The sequence below is a fragment of the Paractinoplanes tereljensis genome (assembly GCF_016862435.1).
GTDB classification, from domain to species: Bacteria; Actinomycetota; Actinomycetes; order Mycobacteriales; family Micromonosporaceae; genus Actinoplanes; species Actinoplanes tereljensis.
On the sequence record NZ_BOMY01000010.1, the window covers coordinates 47,334 to 62,991 of the forward strand.

A 15,658-nucleotide genomic window follows, 5' to 3' on the forward strand; every position below is an offset into this window, starting at 1 on the left:
CGGGGTGGTGTCCGGCGAGATTCCCGGACACCTCACGGACAGCCCACGGCGACATCGACATCCGGGAGCTGACGTGGACGATCCGGTGCAGGACTTCGCGGTACGGCTACGCGGGCTGCAGGTCGACTCCGGCGGGCCCTCGGTGCGCGATCTGGAACGGCTGACCGACAAGGTCGGCAGCCCGTACACCCGGGGCACGATCCAGGACAAGCTGACCGGGCGGTCGACCGCGGCGTGGGAGTTCGTGGAGGCGTTCGTACGGGCCTGCGCCCTGCACGCGGGCACGCCGAGCGAGCCGGACCTGCGGCCGTGGCGGGGCTGGCACGCGCAGATGGCCCAGGAATTGGCGGCGGCGCGGTCCGGCCGGCGGCGCGGGGTGCGGCCGGAGGTGTGCCCGTACCGGGGGCTGGAGAGCTTCACGGCCGAACATGCCCAGTGGTTCCACGGGCGGGAGACGGCGGTGCAGCGGGTACTGGCCGGGCTGGCGGCCCACCGGCGAGGCGTGCTGCTGCTCGGGCCGTCCGGTGCGGGCAAGTCGTCGCTGGTGCAGGCGGGGGTGGTGCCGGCGCTGGCGGCGGGCCAGCTGCCGGGCGGGGACCGGTGGTCGGTGGTGTCGGCCCGGCCGGGAGACGACCTCGCCGTCGCGGCCCCCACCGGCACCGACAGCCGGACGCTGCTGGTGGTGGACCAGTTCGAGGAGCTGCTGACCCCGGCCTCGGACCGCGAGGCCCTCGACCGGCTCACCGGGCTGGTCGGCCGACCCGGCCTGACCGTCCTGCTGATCATGCGGGACGACTTCTATCCGCGGCTGGCCTCGCAGGCGCCCGGCCTGCTGGAGGCGCTGGCCCTGGTCAACGTCCCGGCGACGCTGACCGTGCGGGACCTGCGCGACATCGTCACCCGCCCGGCCGAGGCGGTAGGCCTGCAGGTGCAGGACGGCCTGACCGACCGGATCGTCGCCGACGTGCTCAGCGCCGACCCGGACGCCGTCGAGGCCCGGCACTGCCCGACCACCGTCCTGCCACTGCTGGAGCTGACCCTGCAGCAGTTGTGGCAACGGCGGCAGGGTGGCGTGCTGACCCACGACGCCTATCAGCGGGTCGGCGGCGTGACCGGCGGCCTGGCGACGTGGTGCGACACGGTGCTGGAGCAGTTGCCGGCCGCGCGGCAGGGCGTGGCGCGGGAGTTGCTGACCGCGCTGGTCCGGCCCGCCGACGACGCCCACCGGGTGCCGGCCGTCCGGCAGCAGGTGCCGCTGTCGGCGCTGCGGGAGCTGGCCCTGCCGCCGGATCCGGCGGTCGGCGCGCTCCCGCCGCACCGGATGGTCGACGAGGTTCTGGGGGTCCTGACCGCGCACCGGGTGGTGACGACCCGGATCGTCCAGCCGGGTGCGGGACCCGGGGTGCCGGTGGCCGAACTCGTGCACGACTCGCTGATCCGGGACTGGGGCGCGCTGCGCGGCTGGGTGGAGCAGGACCACCGCTTCCAGGACTGGCTGCGCCGCGCCGGGGAGCAGTACGCCCGCTGGAGCGCCCACCGCGACCCGGGCGACCTGTTGCGCGGCACCGATCTGGCCGAGGGAGCGGACTGGTCGGCGCGCAGACGGCTGCCGGCCGCGACCGCGGAGCTGCTGGCGGCGAGCCGGGCGCATCAACGGTCCGGCGAGCGGCGGTCCCGCAGGTTCACCGCGGTGCTGGCGGCGCTGCTGGTGGTGGCGCTGGTGGCGACGGGGCTGGCACTGCTGCAGCGCTCGACGGCGGTGGACGCGCGGCGGGTGGCCCTGTCCCGTCAGCTGGCCGCGCAGTCGGCGGCGCTGCTCGGCTCGGACCCGGACCTGGCCGCGCTGCTGGCGGTGCGGGCTTATCGGACCGAGCCGACGGCCGAGGCGACGAGCAGCCTCTACGCGGCCTCGGCCCGCCCGCTGCGGCGCCGGTTGACCGGGCACACCGAGCTGGTGCGGGCGGTGGCCTTCAGCCCGGACGGGCGGACCCTGGTCAGCGCCGGCGACGACAACACCGCGCGGCTCTGGGACGCCGCCGGCGGCCGAACCCTGGCCGTGCTCACCGGACACACGAAGCCCGCGCTGTCGGTGGCGTTCAGCCCGGACGGCGCCTCGGTCGCGGTCGGCTCGAACGACCATTCGGTGCTGATCTGGCCCACCGCCGGTGGCGGCCCGGTCAGCACCCTGACCGGCCACACCGGCTCGATCTACTCGCTCGCCTTCGCCCCCGACGGGCAGACCCTGGCCACCGGTGGCGGCGACCGCACGATCCGGCTCTGGGACGTCGCGAGTGGACAGACCCGCCGCACGCTGACCGGCCACACCGGGATCATCTACGCGCTGGCCTACAGCCCCGACGGCCGCACCTTGGCCACCGCGAGCGTCGACAGCACGGTCCGACTGTGGGACGTCGCCACCGGCACGGTGCGCCGCACCCTGCGCGGCCACGACGGCTCCGTGCTCGGGGTCAGCTTCAGCCCGGACGGGCGCACCCTCGCCACCGGCGGCCAGGACAAGACCGTGCGGCTGTGGGACGTCGCGAGCGGACGAAGCAGGGCGACGATCACCGGCCACGCCAGCTACGTGTACTCGGTCGCGTTCAGCCCCGACGGGCACACCCTGGCCACCGCCAGCGACGACAACACCGCCCGGCTCTGGGACGTGGCCACCGGCCGGCCGCTGACCAGCCTCGCCGGCGCCTCGATGGCGGTTGCGTTCAGCACCGACGGCGACACCCTCGCCACCGCGGGCGTCGACGGCTCGGTCCGGCTCTGGGACGTGGCCGCCGGCCGGCCCCGCAGCACGCTTACCGATCCGGGCAATCCGGCCTACGCGGTCGCGTACAGCCCGGACGGGCGCACGCTGGCCACCGCCGGTGAGAAGGGCACGGTCACGGTGTGGGATCTGCCCGGCGGGCCGAAGCGGACCATCCTGACCGGGCACACCGGGGAGGTGCTGGCGCTCGCCTTCGCCCCGGACGGCCGCAGCATCGCCTCGACCGGCCACGACGGCACGATCCGCGTCTGGGACGTCGCCGGCGGCCCGGCCCGGACCGTCCTCGACGGAGACGAATCCCGCCCCGCGCTGGCCGTCGCGTTCAGCCCCGACGGGCGTCTGCTCGCCACCGCCGGCGACGACCGTACCGCCCGGCTCTGGCAGCTGCCCAGCGGCCGGCTGCAGGCCACGCTCACCGGCCACCTCGCCCCGGTGACCTCGGTGGCGTTCTCCCCGGACGGGCGCACCCTGGCCACCGGCGGCATCGACCGCGCGGTCCGCCTCTGGGAGGTCGCGGACGGCCGGCTGCGCGCCAAACTCACCGGCCACACCAACGCGATCGGCAGCGTGGCGTTCAGCCCGGACGGGCACACCGTCGCCTCCGCCGGCACCGACGGCACCACCCGCCTGTGGGACGTCGGCAGCGGCCAGCAGCGCGCCACCCTCACCGGCCACGACGGCGCCGTGAACGCGGTCGCTTTCAGCCCCGACGGCCGCACGCTGGCCACCGGCGGCGAGGACACGACGGCCCGCCTGTGGGACGTGGCCGGCGGCCGCCCGCTGACCCGCACCGGCCACACCGGCCCGGTGTGGGCACTCGCCTTCAGCCCCGACGGCCGGACCCTGGCGACCACGGCCGGTGCGGACGGCATCGTGCGCCTGTGGGACGTCACCCTCCAGGCCCCGCCCGCCGCCATCGACAAGATCTGCCGCGCGGTCGGCCGCGACCTCACCGACCAGGAACGCGCCCTGTACCTGCCGGCCAACGACCCGCGCAGCCCCCTCTGCTCCTGACAAAAGGGGCACAGCGCCGGGCCGCCACCCGGCGCTGTGCCGTCTCAACACCGACGAAGAGGAAGAACTCCGACGCCGGGGAGCATCTGACGCCCCGATGAACGGGGCGTGCCGGCGGATCTGGGAGCACTCCCAATCTTGAAGGTTTCCAGTAATCCGGCCGCCAACGTAACGCCCATCTTCGATGCGCGTCCATTAGGAGGTCCTTAAATCTGACCGGGAATCAGCAACTCGTCACACTGGGCGACGCCCTTGACATGTGACCTTTTGGTCACCTAACTTAGCGTCATGGATGACGACGACCGAGTGTTCAAGGCACTCGCCGACCCGAGTCGTCGGTTCCTGCTCGATCTGCTCTTCGAGCGGGACGGTCGCACCCTCGGCGAGCTGGAGTCCGAGCTCCCGATGACCCGTTTCGGGGTCGCCAAGCACCTCAAGGTGCTCGAGGAGGCGGGGCTCGTCGTCCCTCGCCGGTCCGGCCGGGAAAAGCTGCACTTCCTCAACCCCGTCCCGATCCGGCTGATCCACGACCGGTGGATCGACAAGTACACCGAGCACCACGTCACGACTCTCATCGATCTCAAGAACGCGCTGGAGGAGGACCAACCATGAGCGACACGACTCAGGTCTACCGGGTCTGGATCAAGGCCACGCCGGAGCGGATCTGGGCGGCCATCACAGATCCCGAGTGGAACTCTCGGTATGCGTACCAGTCGCCCGGTTACTACGAGTTGCACAAGGGCGGGTCATTCCGCCAGGCGGCCACCGCGGAGATGAAGGAGTTCGGCAAGGCCGGCGGCTTCGAGGTGCCGGACACGATCGTGGACGGCGAGGTGCTCGAGGCCGATCCGCCGCGGCGGCTGGTCCAGACCTGGCGGATGCTGATGGACCCGACCACGGCGGCCGAGCCGTTCACGACGCTCACCTACGAGATCGAAGAAGCCAAGATGCAGCCGGGCGTCTACAAGCTGACCGTCACGCACGAACTGACCGGCGCACCGGCCACCGCCGCGATGGTGGCCGGCACCGAGGACAGCGGGGCCGGAGGTGGCTGGGCGTGGATCCTCAGCGACCTGAAGACGCTGGTGGAGACGGGTAAGAACCTCGTCGAATGACGCATGCTGCCGGTTCGGCCCACCGACAGCGGTGGGCCGGGCCGGGTAACCTCCGCGCATGACCTGGCTCTGGAGTTCACTCATCGTGATCGGCGCAGCCATGATCCTGGCCGCGTTCTGGCCGAGCATCCGCGGCCGCAAGAAGAAAGACGAAAACGAGGAAGGCGTCGGATAGCGATTTCCCCCGGGCTGGCACACTGCCAAGGGTGAGCGACGAAGAGCTGGAGACGTACAGCCTCGTCGAGCTTGCCGTCGACCGGCTGCGGCGAGACATCTTGAGCGGGCGGAGCGATCCCGGCGAACGGCTCGTCGAGGAGCAACTGACCCGCCGTCTGGGCATCAGCCGGGCCCCGTTGCGCGAGGCCATGCGGCTTCTCGCCCAGCAGGGGCTGGTCGAGCACATCCCACGCCGGGGTGCGCGGGTGGCCACCCTCTCCGACGAGGACGTGGCCGAGCTCTACGAGGTGCGCGACGTCCTGGAGCGGCACGCGGTCGCCGCGATGCCGGCCCAACCCGACCTGACCGGGCTCCGCGCGGCGCTCGCGGTGATGCGCAAGGCCACCGAGGCGGACGACCGCCTGGAGCTGGCGAACGCGCACCGGCGGTTCCACACCGAGGTGGTGCGGCTCGGCGGCAACCGGCAGCTGGCCGATCTGTACGGGTCGGTCCTGGTGCGGATCCAGCTCTACATGGCGGTCAACATGCGGCGTGAGGCCGAGACCGCACGGGCCGAGGACGGCGTGGTGCGGCACGAACGCCTGTTCGCGGCGGTGGAGCGCGGCGACTCGGCCGGCATCCTGAAGGCGCTCGGCGAGCACGGCGCCCGGGCCTACCTGGCCTAGCGCAAGCCGCAAAAACACAGCGGGAAACGGCGACGTTACAAAACGAAGCTGTCGCCGAAACAGGATTGTCGACAATCGACGGTGTGGAAGCACACGAGGTCGTCGAGGAGACGCTCGCCCGGGTGAGCGCCAGTGAGGGTGTCTGGATAAGCACCTTCACCGCCGCTCAGCTGCACGAACGCGTGAACGAGATCGATCCCGCGCTGCCCCTGGCCGGGGTGACGTTCGCGGTGAAGGACAACATCGACGTCGCGGGACTGCCCACCACGGCCGCCTGCCCCGGCTTCGCCTACCGGCCGGAACGGAACGCCCCGGTCGTGCAGAGGCTGCTAGACGCCGGCGCGATCGTGGTCGGCAAGACCAATCTCGACCAGTTCGCCACCGGGCTGACCGGCGCCCGCTCCCCGTACGACAGTCCGGAGAGCGTCTTCGGCGGTGGGCTGATCTCCGGCGGATCGAGTTCCGGGTCGGCGGTCGCGGTCGCCAACAAGACCGTCGCGTTCTCGCTCGGCACCGACACGGCCGGCTCCGGCCGGGTGCCGGCCGCCCTCAACGGGATCGTCGGGATCAAGCCGACCCGCGGCCTGCTCAGCACTCTCGGCGTCGTGCCGGCCTGCCGATCGCTGGACTGCGTCTCGATCTTCGCGCCCGACCTCGACCTGGCCGGCCGGGTGCTGCGGGCGACACGTGGCCGGGTCGAGACGGATCCGTGGTCACGCGAGGGGAACCGGCCCCTGATCGCGGCACCGAAGGTCGCCGTACCGGAAAGCCTTGATTTTTTTGGAGATGCCGGGCAGGAGAAAGCGTTCGCGCGTTTCACCGGCGACCTGACGGTCGACATCGGACCATTGCTGGAAGCCGGTGACCTGCTCTATCGCGGGCCGTGGGTGGCCGAACGGCTGGCCGACCTCGGCGAGTTCCTCGCCGACCGGCCCGACGCGTTCCTGCCGATCACCAAACAAATTCTGGAGACCGGGTACGGGTTCAGCGCCGCCGATGCCTTCCGCGCCCAGCACCGCCTTCAGGAGCTGAAACGCCAGGCCGACCGGATCTGGCAGCAGGCTGACGTGCTGGTCCTGCCGACGATCGGCACCACGTACACGCACGCCGAGATCGCCGAGGACCCGGTCGGCCGCAATCTCAACCTGGGCCGCTACACCCAGTTCGCGAACCTGCTGGACATGGCCGCGGTGACCGTGCCGAACGGGTTCACCGCCGACGGCCGGCCCGCCTCGCTGACCCTGTTCGGCCCGGCCTTCAGCGACGAGACGCTGATGCTCTACGCCCGCTCGCTGCCGGTCGACGACAGCATGGCCGGGTCGCACTCGAGGACGGCACCGAGGTCACCGGCTTCCGCTGCGAGGGATACGCGGCGACCGGTGCCCAGGACATCACCGCCGGCGGCGGCTGGCGGAACTTCCGGTTGAAAGGAGCGAACTGATGACCGCGATGATCGGGCCGGTCAAGGCCAACCCGTATCTCTGGCCCTACGACGGGTCGGTTCCCGTGAGCAGGACCGCGCTGATCTGCATCGACTGGCAGGTCGACTTCTGCGGCAAGGGCGGCTACGTCGACTCGATGGGTTACGACATCGAGCTCACCCGGGCCGGGCTGCCGGCCACCGCCAAACTCCTGGCACACGTCCGGGAGCTGGGCATGCTTGTCATCCACACCCGCGAGGGGCATGACCAGGACCTGTCCGACCTGCCTCCCAACAAGCGCTGGCGATCGGCCCAGATCGGCGCCGAGATCGGTGCCGACGGCCCGTGCGGCCGGATCCTGGTGCGCGGCGAGCCGGGCTGGGAGATCGTGCCCGAGGTGGCCCCGGTGGCCGGCGAGGTCATCGTCGACAAGCCGGGCAAGGGCGCGTTCTACGCCACCAACCTCGACCTGGTGCTGCGCACGCACGGCATCACCCACATCATCCTCACCGGCATCACCACGGACGTGTGCGTGCACACCACCATGCGGGAGGCCAATGACCGCGGTTACGAGTGCCTGATCCTCAGCGACTGCACGGGGGCCACCGATCCGTCCAACCACACCGCCGCCCTGCACATGGTCACCATGCAGGGCGGCGTCTTCGGCTGCGTCGCCACCTCGGACGACGTGATCGCGGCAACGGAGGTCTGACGATGCCCACTGTGGACGCCCAACCCGGGCCTTTCTCGTTCGACAAGGACAGCACCGCGCTGGTCGTGATCGACATGCAGCGGGACTTCCTGCTCCCCGGCGGCTTCGGCGAGAGCCTCGGCAACGATGTGTCCCAATTGCGCAGAACGATCGAGCCGCTCGCGGCCTTGCTCAAAGGCTGGCGCGAGGCCGGCCTGCCCGTTATCCACACCCGCGAGGGCCACAAACCCGATTTGTCCGACTGTCCCCCGGCGAAGCTCAGCCGCGGCGCACCCAGCATGCGCATCGGCGACCCGGGCGCGTTCGGCCGCATCCTGATCCAGGGCGAGTACGGCCACGACATCGTCGACGAGCTCCAGCCGGTCGACGGTGAGGTCGTCATCGACAAGCCGGGCAAGGGTGCGTTCTACGCGACCGAGCTGAGCGACGTCTTGGACAAGCTCGGCACCAAGAGCCTGATCGTCACCGGCGTGACGACCGAGGTCTGCGTCCACACCACCGTCCGGGAAGCCAACGACCGCGGCTACGAGTGCCTGGTCCTGGCCGACTGCGTCGGCTCCTACTTCCCCGAGTTCCAGCAGGTCGGCCTCAAGATGATCGCCGCCCAGGGCGGCATCTTCGGCTGGGTCGCCGAATCCCCCTCAGTGATCGCTGCCATTCAGGAGTAGAGATGAGCACAATAACCACGGCCAAGCTGCCGTATTGGGTTCGCGGAGACACCAACGCCTTCTTCGGCTTCGGCGTCAACGTTCTGGTCAACGTCCTCACCCTCACCGGACTCTGCATCGGCGTCATCAAGATGCCGGCCGGCGACGTCTTCGGCGTCATCCTCCCGGCCCTCGGCATCGCCCTGGTGGCCGGCAACGTCTACTACACCTACCTGGCGCGGCGGCTGGCCGCGAAGGAGAACCGCACGGACGTCACGGCCATGCCGTACGGCCCGAGCGTCCCGCACATGTTCATCGTGATCTTCGTGATCATGCTGCCGATCTACCTGACCACCAAGAACCCGATCCAGGCCTGGACCGCAGGCATCGCCTGGGCGTTCATCATCGGTGTGATCGTGCTGATCGGCGCGTTCGTCGGGCCGTACATCCGTAAGTACGCCCCGAAGGCCGCGATGCTCGGCACCCTGGCCGGCATCTCAATCACGTTCATCTCGATGAACCCGGCCGGCAACATGTGGAAGGCCGCCTGGATCGCCCTGCCGGTCTTCGGCCTGCTGCTGATCGGCCTGCTCACCGACATCAAACTGCCGTTCAACTTCCCGATCGGCCTGGCCGCGCTCCTGGTCGGCACCGCGATCGGCTGGATCGGCGGCGCGATGAGCGTGCCCGACGTGACAAGCGCCGCCAAGGACATCGCGTTCGCGTTCCCGCACCTCAAGTTCGACCTGCTGATCGACGGCCTCAAGGACATGGCCCCGCTGCTGGCCACCGCGATCCCGCTCGGCGTCTACAACTTCACCGAGGCGATGACCAACGTGGAGAGCGCCGCCACCGCCGGCGACCGCTACAACCTGCGCAGCGTGCTGCTGGCCGACGGCGCCGGCGCGATCATCGGCTCCTGCCTCGGCTCGCCGTTCCCGCCCGCCGTCTACGTCGGCCACCCCGGCTGGAAGGCGGCCGGCGGCCGCACCGGTTACTCGATGGCGACCGGCGTGGTCATCGCCCTGCTCTGCTTCTTCGGCCTGTTCGGCCTGCTCGGCGCGATCTTCCCCACCCCGGCGATCGTCCCCATCCTGCTCTACATCGGCCTGCTGATCGGCGCGCAGGCGTTCCAGGCCACCCCCCGGGCGCACGCGGCGGCCGTGGTGGCGGCGCTGGTGCCGAACATCGCCCAGTGGGTCACCGGAATGATGGACAACGCCCTGTCCGCGGCGGGCACCACCGCCGCGCAGGTCGGCACGGAGGCCCTGGCCGGTGCCGGAGTCGTCTACGACGGCCTGAAAACGCTCGGCGAGGGCGCCATCCTGGCCGGTCTGGTGCTGGGCGCGATCGTCGCGTTCATCATCGACAAGCGGTTCTGGCACGCCGCGATCTTCGCGGGCTCGGGCGCGGTGCTCACCTTCGTCGGCCTGATCCACGCCGCGAAGGTGCAGTTCAACGCGAACGGGCAGGTGACACTGGGCTACCTGTTCCTGGGCCTGGTGTGCGTACTCTTCGCGCTCACCAAGCCGGCCCCGCGCGAACCCGACGCCGAGGAACTGAAGCTCCTCGAGTCGGAGGAAGTGCAGGGCAACACGTTCACCGAGGCTCCCGAGGGCGGCGTTCCGGTGCCGGCCAAGGCCTGACATCTTTCCGCGGCGGCCCGGCCCATGGCCGGGCCGCCCCCGACCGAAGGGAACGAACGTGGAGATCGACCGGCCGGACGTCATCGCCGAGGTCGGCGCCGCCTTCGAGGCCTACGAACGCGCGCTGGTGGCCAACGACGTCGAAGCCATCCTCGGCTTCTTCGCCCCCCGCGCGCTCCGCTACGGCATCGCCGACCAGCAGGCCGGAATCGAAGAACAGGCCGAGTGGCGACTCGCCCAGGGCGGTCTGCCGCCGGGCCGTCGTCTCAAGGACACCGACATCCAGGCGTACGGCGTAAGCACCGCGATAGTCACGACGCTGTTCGGTTACCCGGGCAGCGACGTGCTCGGCCGCCAGTCCCAGACCTGGGTGCGCCTGCCCGAGGGCTGGCGAATCGTGCACGCGCACGTCTCCGAACCGTCCGCATGATCCGGGTCTACCAGGGCATACCTCGTGCATGACTGATCCGCGCAGCAGATATCCCGGCCCGGCCCTCGACGGCGGCGACCAGCAGCCGCCCGGCTTGACCAGCGCCATGCCGGACCGGCCCGACCACGGCGAGGAGAGCTACCGCGGCAGCGGCCGGCTGACCGGCCGGGTGGCGCTGATCACCGGCGGCGACTCCGGGATCGGCCGGGCGGTGGCCATCGCGTACGCCCGGGAAGGCGCCGACGTGCTCATCTCCCACCTGGCCGAGGAGGAGGCCGACGCGCGGGACACCGCGGCGTACGTGGAGAAGGCCGGCCGCAAGGCGGTGACCGTGGCCGGCGACATCCGCGACGAACAACACTGCGCCGACCTGATCGAGCGGGCCGTCCGCGACCTGGGCCGGCTGGACATCCTGGTGAACAACGCGGCCTATCAGATGCAGCAGCCCGGCGGGATCGCCGACATCACCACCGAGCAGTTCGACCGGGTGCTGAAGACCAACCTGTACGCGATGTTCTGGCTGTGCCGGGCCGCGCTGCCGCACCTGCGACCCGGGTCGGCGATCATCAACACCGCGTCGATCCAGGCCTACCAGTCGTCGTTCGCGCTCCTCGATTACGCCACCACCAAGGGCGGCATCGTGTCCTTCACCAAGGCGCTCGCCGAGGAACTGGCCGGCAAGGGCGTGCGGGTCAACGCGGTGGCACCCGGGCCGATCTGGACGCCGCTGATCCCGTCGACAATGACCGACGAGAAGGTCGAGAAGTTCGGCGCCGACACCCCGCTCGGCCGGGCCGGACAGCCCGCCGAGCTGGCGCCGGCGTACGTCTACTTCGCGAGCGACGACTCCAGTTACACCACCGGCGAGGTGCTCGGCATCACCGGCGGCAAGCCGGTCAGTTGACCTGACCGCTCACCCAGTGGAAGGCGTCCATCACCCACTGGGTCTGCTGCAGGTCGGCGACGCCGACGCCGGCCAGGAACAGCGCGGTGATCAGGTGGGAGCCGCGGGCCGTGCGGCGCTGGCGGCCGAACGAGCGCTCCAGCACGTAATAGCCGACGACGCGGGCCAGGCAGAAGACGCCGACCGCGACGGCCAGGGTGACCGCGAACACGATCAGCGGGGTGCCCAGCACGCCGCCACCGGACGACAGCGACCACACGCCCCAGCAGACGAACGCGAACAGCACCGCCGCGGTGGTCCACTCGCTGCCGCGGCGCAGTTCGCTCCAGCGCCAGGTCATCCCCCGGTGCGGCGGGGCGTCGGCGCCCGGCCAGCCGATGCCGGTCGGCTCGTGCTCCGCGTACCGCTGCGTGTGGTGGATCTGCGGGTTTACCTGCGCGCGACCGCGACTGAACGGCGCCGCGTCAGGATCGGGCGGTGTCACCGGCCCCGGCGCCGTGGGCTGGTCGGCCCACGGATCCTGCGGCGGCATGTCGAGCGTCCGCTCAGACCACTGCGGTTGCTCCGGCATCAGTTCCCCCATTCGATCGGCCCCCACCAACGAGAGTAGCGAGCCAACAAATCATTGGCCGCAGAGCGCTCCGTCCGTTACACAGATGCACATGGACGATTCCGTGCGCCTGCGTCAGGCCACCGCCGATGACCATGCCGCGATCCTCGACATCGAGGGCTACGTCTTTCACCACGACTTCGACGACGATGCCCGCGAGTTCGACCGCCGCCTCTTCGAGCCCGAGCGATCCCTGGTCGCCGACGACAACGGCTCGGTTGTCGGCCACACCACCGCGCTGACCCGAGACCTCACCGTACCGGGCGCGGTCATTCCGGCCGCTCACGTCACCGGCGTCGGCGTGCTGCCCACCCACCGCCGTCGTGGCCTGCTCACCGCGATGATGCATCGCCAGTTGGCCGAGCTCGCCGAGGCCGGCCGCGAACCGGTCGCGGTGCTCTGGGCCAGCGAAACCACGATCTACCCGCGCTTCGGTTACGGTCCGGCGGCGGCGCGCCTCGAACTGAACGCGATGACCCGTGAGGTGCACATCACCCCCGCCGCGCCGTCGGCCGACGGCCGGCTGCGGCTCATCGAGCCCACCGAGGCGGCCGAAGATCTCAAGATGCTGTACGAGAGGGTGCGCCCCGCCCGAGTCGGGTGGTCGAGCCGTCCCGGCGCCTGGTGGGACCGCCGCCTGCGGGACCCGTCGGCCTGGCGCGACGGAGCCACCACCCGCAAGGGCGTGCTCTTCGAAGGCCCGAACGGCCCCGAGGGCTACGCGATGTGGCGGGTCAAGGACGGCTGGGACGACTACGGCCCGAACGGCCAGGTGCGGGTCACCGAGATCGTCGCCGACGATCCCGGGGTCTATGCGGAGCTCTGGCGTTTCCTGTTCGGCATCGACCTGACCCGCAGCACCAGCTACGACTTCGCCGCGCTCGACGAGCCGCTTCAATACCTGGTCGACGAGCCGCGCCGGCTCGGGCGTGGCTTCAGCGACGCGCTGTGGATCCGCCTGATCGACCTGCCGGCCGCTCTCGAGGCCCGCCGCTACCTGGGCCCGGTCGACGTGGTGCTCGCCGTCACCGACCCGCTGATCAGCGCGAACAGCGGCCGCTGGCGCCTGACCGCCGGCCCCGACAAGACCACCTGCGTGCGCACCACCGACCCGGCCGACGTGGCCTGCTCGATCACCGAGCTGGGCGCGGTCTACCTGGGCGGCACCACGCTGAGCGCGTTGCACGCGGCCGGCCGCGTGCAGCGCCTGACCGACAACTTCCCGGCCACCGCGTTCGGCTGGGACCGGCTGCCGAATGCCATCGAGGTGTTCTGAGTGACCTTCGCGGCGGTACCGTCGGCGACATGGCCGAGCCCGAACGCCGACGCCGCCGCGTGCGTCCCCCCTCGTCGTCCAGCGCGGCTGCGGCCGCGCCACCCACGGACGACGAGGCCGCCGTCCCGGCCGCGGGGAGCGCAACTACCAGCCCGGTAGCCGACCCCGACCCAGCAGCCGCCCCTGAGGCGGCAGGCACCCCCGCAATGGCCGGCACCCCCGGGCCGGTGGCCGCCCCCGAGGCGCAGCCGGAAACGGTGGAACAACGACGCCCGGACCATGTCGAACGGCCCCGGCCGGAAACCGGCGATCGACCTCGGCCGGAAAATGCCGATCGGCCTCGCCCGGAGAACGGCGAGCGGCCTCGGCCGGAGAACGGCGAGCGGTCTCGCCCGGCCTTTCCCCGCCGGCCTGCGGGCGCGCCGCAGCCGGGCGGGGCGCCGGGCCCGGCCGGCGATGAGCGCGAGTCCGAGCGCGGCCTGCGCGGGCTTGTCGGTTCGGGTTCGTCGCAGGTCAGCGTGGGTGCGGCGCTACGCGCCCGGGACGCGGCCCGCCCGAGCGAGACCCATCTGGCCGACGCCGACCGCAACCTGGTGATCGTCCGCCGCAACTGGGTCCCGCGCGAAGAGCTGCCCCGCAACCGCTGAGATTTCGCCCGTCAGGGGAAAAATCGGATGTGGGGGCGGGCCACCGCGCGCCGCGAGCAACGCGCGCGGCGCAACTGGCGCGGGCGAGGCGGGCGCCAGCCCGCGAGCCTGGATCGCCACCGGGTACGGGCCGGTAGCCGGGTGGTGGGCTTGCCACCCACCCGGCCGGCCGTGCGCCACGGGACTTTTCCTAGGGCGTACTTTTCTGGTGGTTTTGCTCTAAGAAGGTAGGTCGGGGAGCTTTCGCGTGCTTTCCCACTCGGTGAGTTGGGCGATGCGGCGGGCGTGGCGCGGGTTGCCGGAGAACGGCGTGGCCAGGAACGTCTCGACGAAGGACGTGGCGTCGTCGAGGGTGTGTTCGCGGGCGCCGATGCTGATCACGTTGGCGTCGTTGTGCTGGCGGGCCAACTGCGCGATCTCGGTGCGCCAGACCAGGGCCGCGCGGACGCCCTCGACCTTGTTGGCGGCGATCTGCTCGCCGTTGCCGGAACCGCCGATGACGATGCCGAGCGAACCCTCGTCGGCGACCACCTTCGCCCCGGTGTGCAGGCAGAAGGCCGGGTAATCGTCCTCCGGGTCGTAGACGTGCGGTCCCACGTCGACGACGTCGTGCCCCTGCTTGATCAGGTGGTTGACGAGGTGCATCTTCAGTTCGTAACCGGCATGGTCCGAACCCAGGTAGACACGCATGTCGGAAGTCTCTCAGAAGGTCAGGGCCGCGCGCAGCGAGGACGCTACTTGATCCGTCGCGGCGCGTGCGGCGTCGATCACCGCGAGCTTGCGGGCGAAGCCGTGATTCACCCCCATGTAGCGGGTGTGCACCACCGAGACACCGGCGGTGACCAGCGCGTCCGCGTAGTCGGCGCCCTCGTCGCGGAGGGCGTCGTATTCGGCCGTGATGATCAGCGTGGGTGGCATGCCGGCCAGGTCGGCGGTCGCGAAGATCGCCACGTCGGGGGTGAGCCGCTGCATCAGATCGGGGACATACGTTTCCCAGGCCAGCTTCATCGAGGCGCGGTCCAGGCCGTATTCGCCGAGCTCTTCGTAGGATTCGGCGGCGGTCATCGGATCGAGCGCCGGATAAATCAGGACCTGGTAGTCCAGCGGCATGGCGGCATCGCGCTGCCGCCGCGCCGCGATCGTGGCCAGTTGGGCGCCGGCGCTGTCGCCGCCGATCGCCAGCCGGGTTGAATCGACGCCCATGTCCGATTTACGGGCGTAGGAGATGACAGTCTCGACGTCGTCCAGCGCGGCCGGGAACACGTGTTCAGGGGCCAGGCGGTAGCCGACCGACAGGACGGCACAACCTGAGCGGTCGGCGATCCGGCGGCAGACCCGGTCGACCGTCTCGATGCTGCCGTAGCACCAGCCGCCGCCGTGCAGATAGATGAACAGCGGCGCATCCGGCTTTGTCGCATACAGGCGGCACGGGACGCCATCAGCGTCTACGTCCACCACTACCGGCAGCGGGATGGCCGGGCCGCACTCTAGGTCGACCGCCTCTTCCATCGCGGCCCGCGACTGCACCAGCCGCTCGTAGGGGTCGCCGTCGGCCGGTGGACGGCGGCGGAGCTTGTCCGCCGCCGTCACCTGTGGGTTAAGAGTCATTTTCCAGTCA

General features: G+C 70.9%; 14 protein-coding genes and 2 pseudogenes. 13 read left to right on the top strand and 3 right to left on the bottom strand.

The genetic code is table 11. The annotated features are described in order from the left end of the window. The first annotated feature begins 73 nt into the window (after window positions 1–73). From Ate02nite_RS07855 to Ate02nite_RS07900, 11 genes and pseudogenes are all read left to right on the top strand, one after another. Window positions 74–3,790 (top strand): nSTAND1 domain-containing NTPase, encoded by a 3,717-nt coding sequence (locus Ate02nite_RS07855; RefSeq protein WP_203801350.1) that lies wholly within the window; start codon window positions 74–76, stop codon window positions 3,788–3,790. A 288-nt stretch (window positions 3,791–4,078) separates the two neighbouring features. Then, window positions 4,079–4,402, top strand: a complete 324-nt coding sequence (locus Ate02nite_RS07860; protein WP_203801353.1) for an ArsR/SmtB family transcription factor — start codon at window positions 4,079–4,081, stop codon at window positions 4,400–4,402. After that, the gene (locus Ate02nite_RS07865; protein WP_203801362.1) at window positions 4,399–4,905 is read left to right on the top strand and encodes an SRPBCC domain-containing protein; all 507 of its coding nucleotides are present in this window, start codon (window positions 4,399–4,401) and stop codon (window positions 4,903–4,905) included. The genes Ate02nite_RS07860 and Ate02nite_RS07865 overlap by 4 nt, the downstream gene beginning before the upstream one ends. Before the next feature lie 206 nt (window positions 4,906–5,111). Beyond that, on the top strand, window positions 5,112–5,747 hold the full coding sequence (locus Ate02nite_RS07870) for a GntR family transcriptional regulator (protein ID WP_203801365.1): 636 nt from the start codon (window positions 5,112–5,114) through the stop codon (window positions 5,745–5,747). A 122-nt stretch (window positions 5,748–5,869) separates the two neighbouring features. Then, window positions 5,870–7,021: pseudogene (locus Ate02nite_RS07875) on the top strand (allophanate hydrolase); the annotation flags it as partial. Between the two features lie 86 nt (window positions 7,022–7,107). Then, window positions 7,108–7,188 (top strand): annotated as a pseudogene (locus Ate02nite_RS49945) (hypothetical protein); the annotation flags it as partial. Next, on the top strand, window positions 7,188–7,880 hold the full coding sequence (biuH, locus tag Ate02nite_RS07880; RefSeq protein ID WP_203801379.1) for a biuret amidohydrolase: 693 nt from the start codon (window positions 7,188–7,190) through the stop codon (window positions 7,878–7,880). The pseudogene Ate02nite_RS49945 and the gene biuH, both read left to right, overlap by 1 nt. Window positions 7,881–7,882: 2 nt before the next feature. Beyond that, a complete protein-coding gene (locus Ate02nite_RS07885) occupies window positions 7,883–8,548 on the top strand; it encodes a cysteine hydrolase family protein (protein WP_203801382.1) in 666 nt (221 codons plus the stop codon). Between the two features lie 2 nt (window positions 8,549–8,550). Beyond that, window positions 8,551–10,173: a SulP family inorganic anion transporter gene (locus tag Ate02nite_RS07890; protein ID WP_203801384.1), complete on the top strand. Its 1,623-nt coding sequence runs from the start codon at window positions 8,551–8,553 to the stop codon at window positions 10,171–10,173. Window positions 10,174–10,231: 58 nt separating this feature from the next. After that, complete coding sequence (locus tag Ate02nite_RS07895; protein WP_203801386.1) at window positions 10,232–10,603, top strand: AtzH-like domain-containing protein; 372 nt, start codon at window positions 10,232–10,234, stop codon at window positions 10,601–10,603. A gap of 28 nt (window positions 10,604–10,631) precedes the next feature. Then, window positions 10,632–11,507 carry an SDR family oxidoreductase gene (locus Ate02nite_RS07900; protein WP_203801388.1) on the top strand — a complete coding sequence of 292 codons (876 nt, stop codon included), beginning with the start codon at window positions 10,632–10,634 and terminating at the stop codon, window positions 11,505–11,507. Here Ate02nite_RS07900 and Ate02nite_RS07905 read toward each other — a convergent pair. Beyond that, window positions 11,500–12,078: a DNA-directed RNA polymerase II gene (locus Ate02nite_RS07905; RefSeq protein WP_203801390.1), complete on the bottom strand. Its 579-nt coding sequence runs from the start codon at window positions 12,076–12,078 to the stop codon at window positions 11,500–11,502. The two genes, Ate02nite_RS07900 and Ate02nite_RS07905, sit on opposite strands and share 8 nt — an antisense overlap. A 91-nt stretch (window positions 12,079–12,169) precedes the next feature. On the opposite strand from Ate02nite_RS07905, the gene Ate02nite_RS07910 reads away from it, so the two are divergent. Together Ate02nite_RS07910 and Ate02nite_RS49950 are read left to right on the top strand one after the other, a co-directional pair. After that, the gene (locus tag Ate02nite_RS07910) at window positions 12,170–13,393 is read left to right on the top strand and encodes a GNAT family N-acetyltransferase (protein ID WP_203801392.1); all 1,224 of its coding nucleotides are present in this window, start codon (window positions 12,170–12,172) and stop codon (window positions 13,391–13,393) included. 257 nt (window positions 13,394–13,650) lie between these two features. Next, window positions 13,651–14,040, top strand: a complete 390-nt coding sequence (locus tag Ate02nite_RS49950) for a hypothetical protein (RefSeq protein ID WP_438871165.1) — start codon at window positions 13,651–13,653, stop codon at window positions 14,038–14,040. Between the two features lie 219 nt (window positions 14,041–14,259). Here Ate02nite_RS49950 and Ate02nite_RS07920 read toward each other — a convergent pair whose 3' ends face one another. Together Ate02nite_RS07920 and Ate02nite_RS07925 are read right to left on the bottom strand one after the other, a co-directional pair. Continuing rightward, complete coding sequence (locus Ate02nite_RS07920; RefSeq protein ID WP_203801406.1) at window positions 14,260–14,730, bottom strand: ribose-5-phosphate isomerase; 471 nt, start codon at window positions 14,728–14,730, stop codon at window positions 14,260–14,262. A gap of 12 nt (window positions 14,731–14,742) precedes the next feature. Further along, window positions 14,743–15,648, bottom strand: a complete 906-nt coding sequence (locus tag Ate02nite_RS07925; RefSeq protein ID WP_203801408.1) for an alpha/beta hydrolase — start codon at window positions 15,646–15,648, stop codon at window positions 14,743–14,745. Between the last annotated feature and the right edge of the window lie 10 nt (window positions 15,649–15,658).

Bases quoted from the DNA above. Each gene is read 5' to 3' on its own strand.
- Ate02nite_RS07860 (WP_203801353.1), top strand. From the start codon at position 4,079: ATGGATGACGACGACCGAGTGTTCAAGGCACTCGCCGACCCGAGTCGT.
- Ate02nite_RS07865 (WP_203801362.1), top strand. From the start codon at position 4,399: ATGAGCGACACGACTCAGGTCTACCGGGTCTGGATCAAGGCCACGCCG.
- biuH (WP_203801379.1), top strand. From the start codon at position 7,188: ATGACCGCGATGATCGGGCCGGTCAAGGCCAACCCGTATCTCTGGCCC.
- Ate02nite_RS07885 (WP_203801382.1), top strand. From the start codon at position 7,883: ATGCCCACTGTGGACGCCCAACCCGGGCCTTTCTCGTTCGACAAGGAC.
- Ate02nite_RS07890 (WP_203801384.1), top strand. From the start codon at position 8,551: ATGAGCACAATAACCACGGCCAAGCTGCCGTATTGGGTTCGCGGAGAC.
- Ate02nite_RS07900 (WP_203801388.1), top strand. From the start codon at position 10,632: ATGACTGATCCGCGCAGCAGATATCCCGGCCCGGCCCTCGACGGCGGC.
- Ate02nite_RS07905 (WP_203801390.1), bottom strand. From the start codon at position 12,078: ATGCCGGAGCAACCGCAGTGGTCTGAGCGGACGCTCGACATGCCGCCG.
- Ate02nite_RS07910 (WP_203801392.1), top strand. From the start codon at position 12,170: ATGGACGATTCCGTGCGCCTGCGTCAGGCCACCGCCGATGACCATGCC.
- Ate02nite_RS07920 (WP_203801406.1), bottom strand. From the start codon at position 14,730: ATGCGTGTCTACCTGGGTTCGGACCATGCCGGTTACGAACTGAAGATG.
- Ate02nite_RS07925 (WP_203801408.1), bottom strand. From the start codon at position 15,648: ATGACTCTTAACCCACAGGTGACGGCGGCGGACAAGCTCCGCCGCCGT.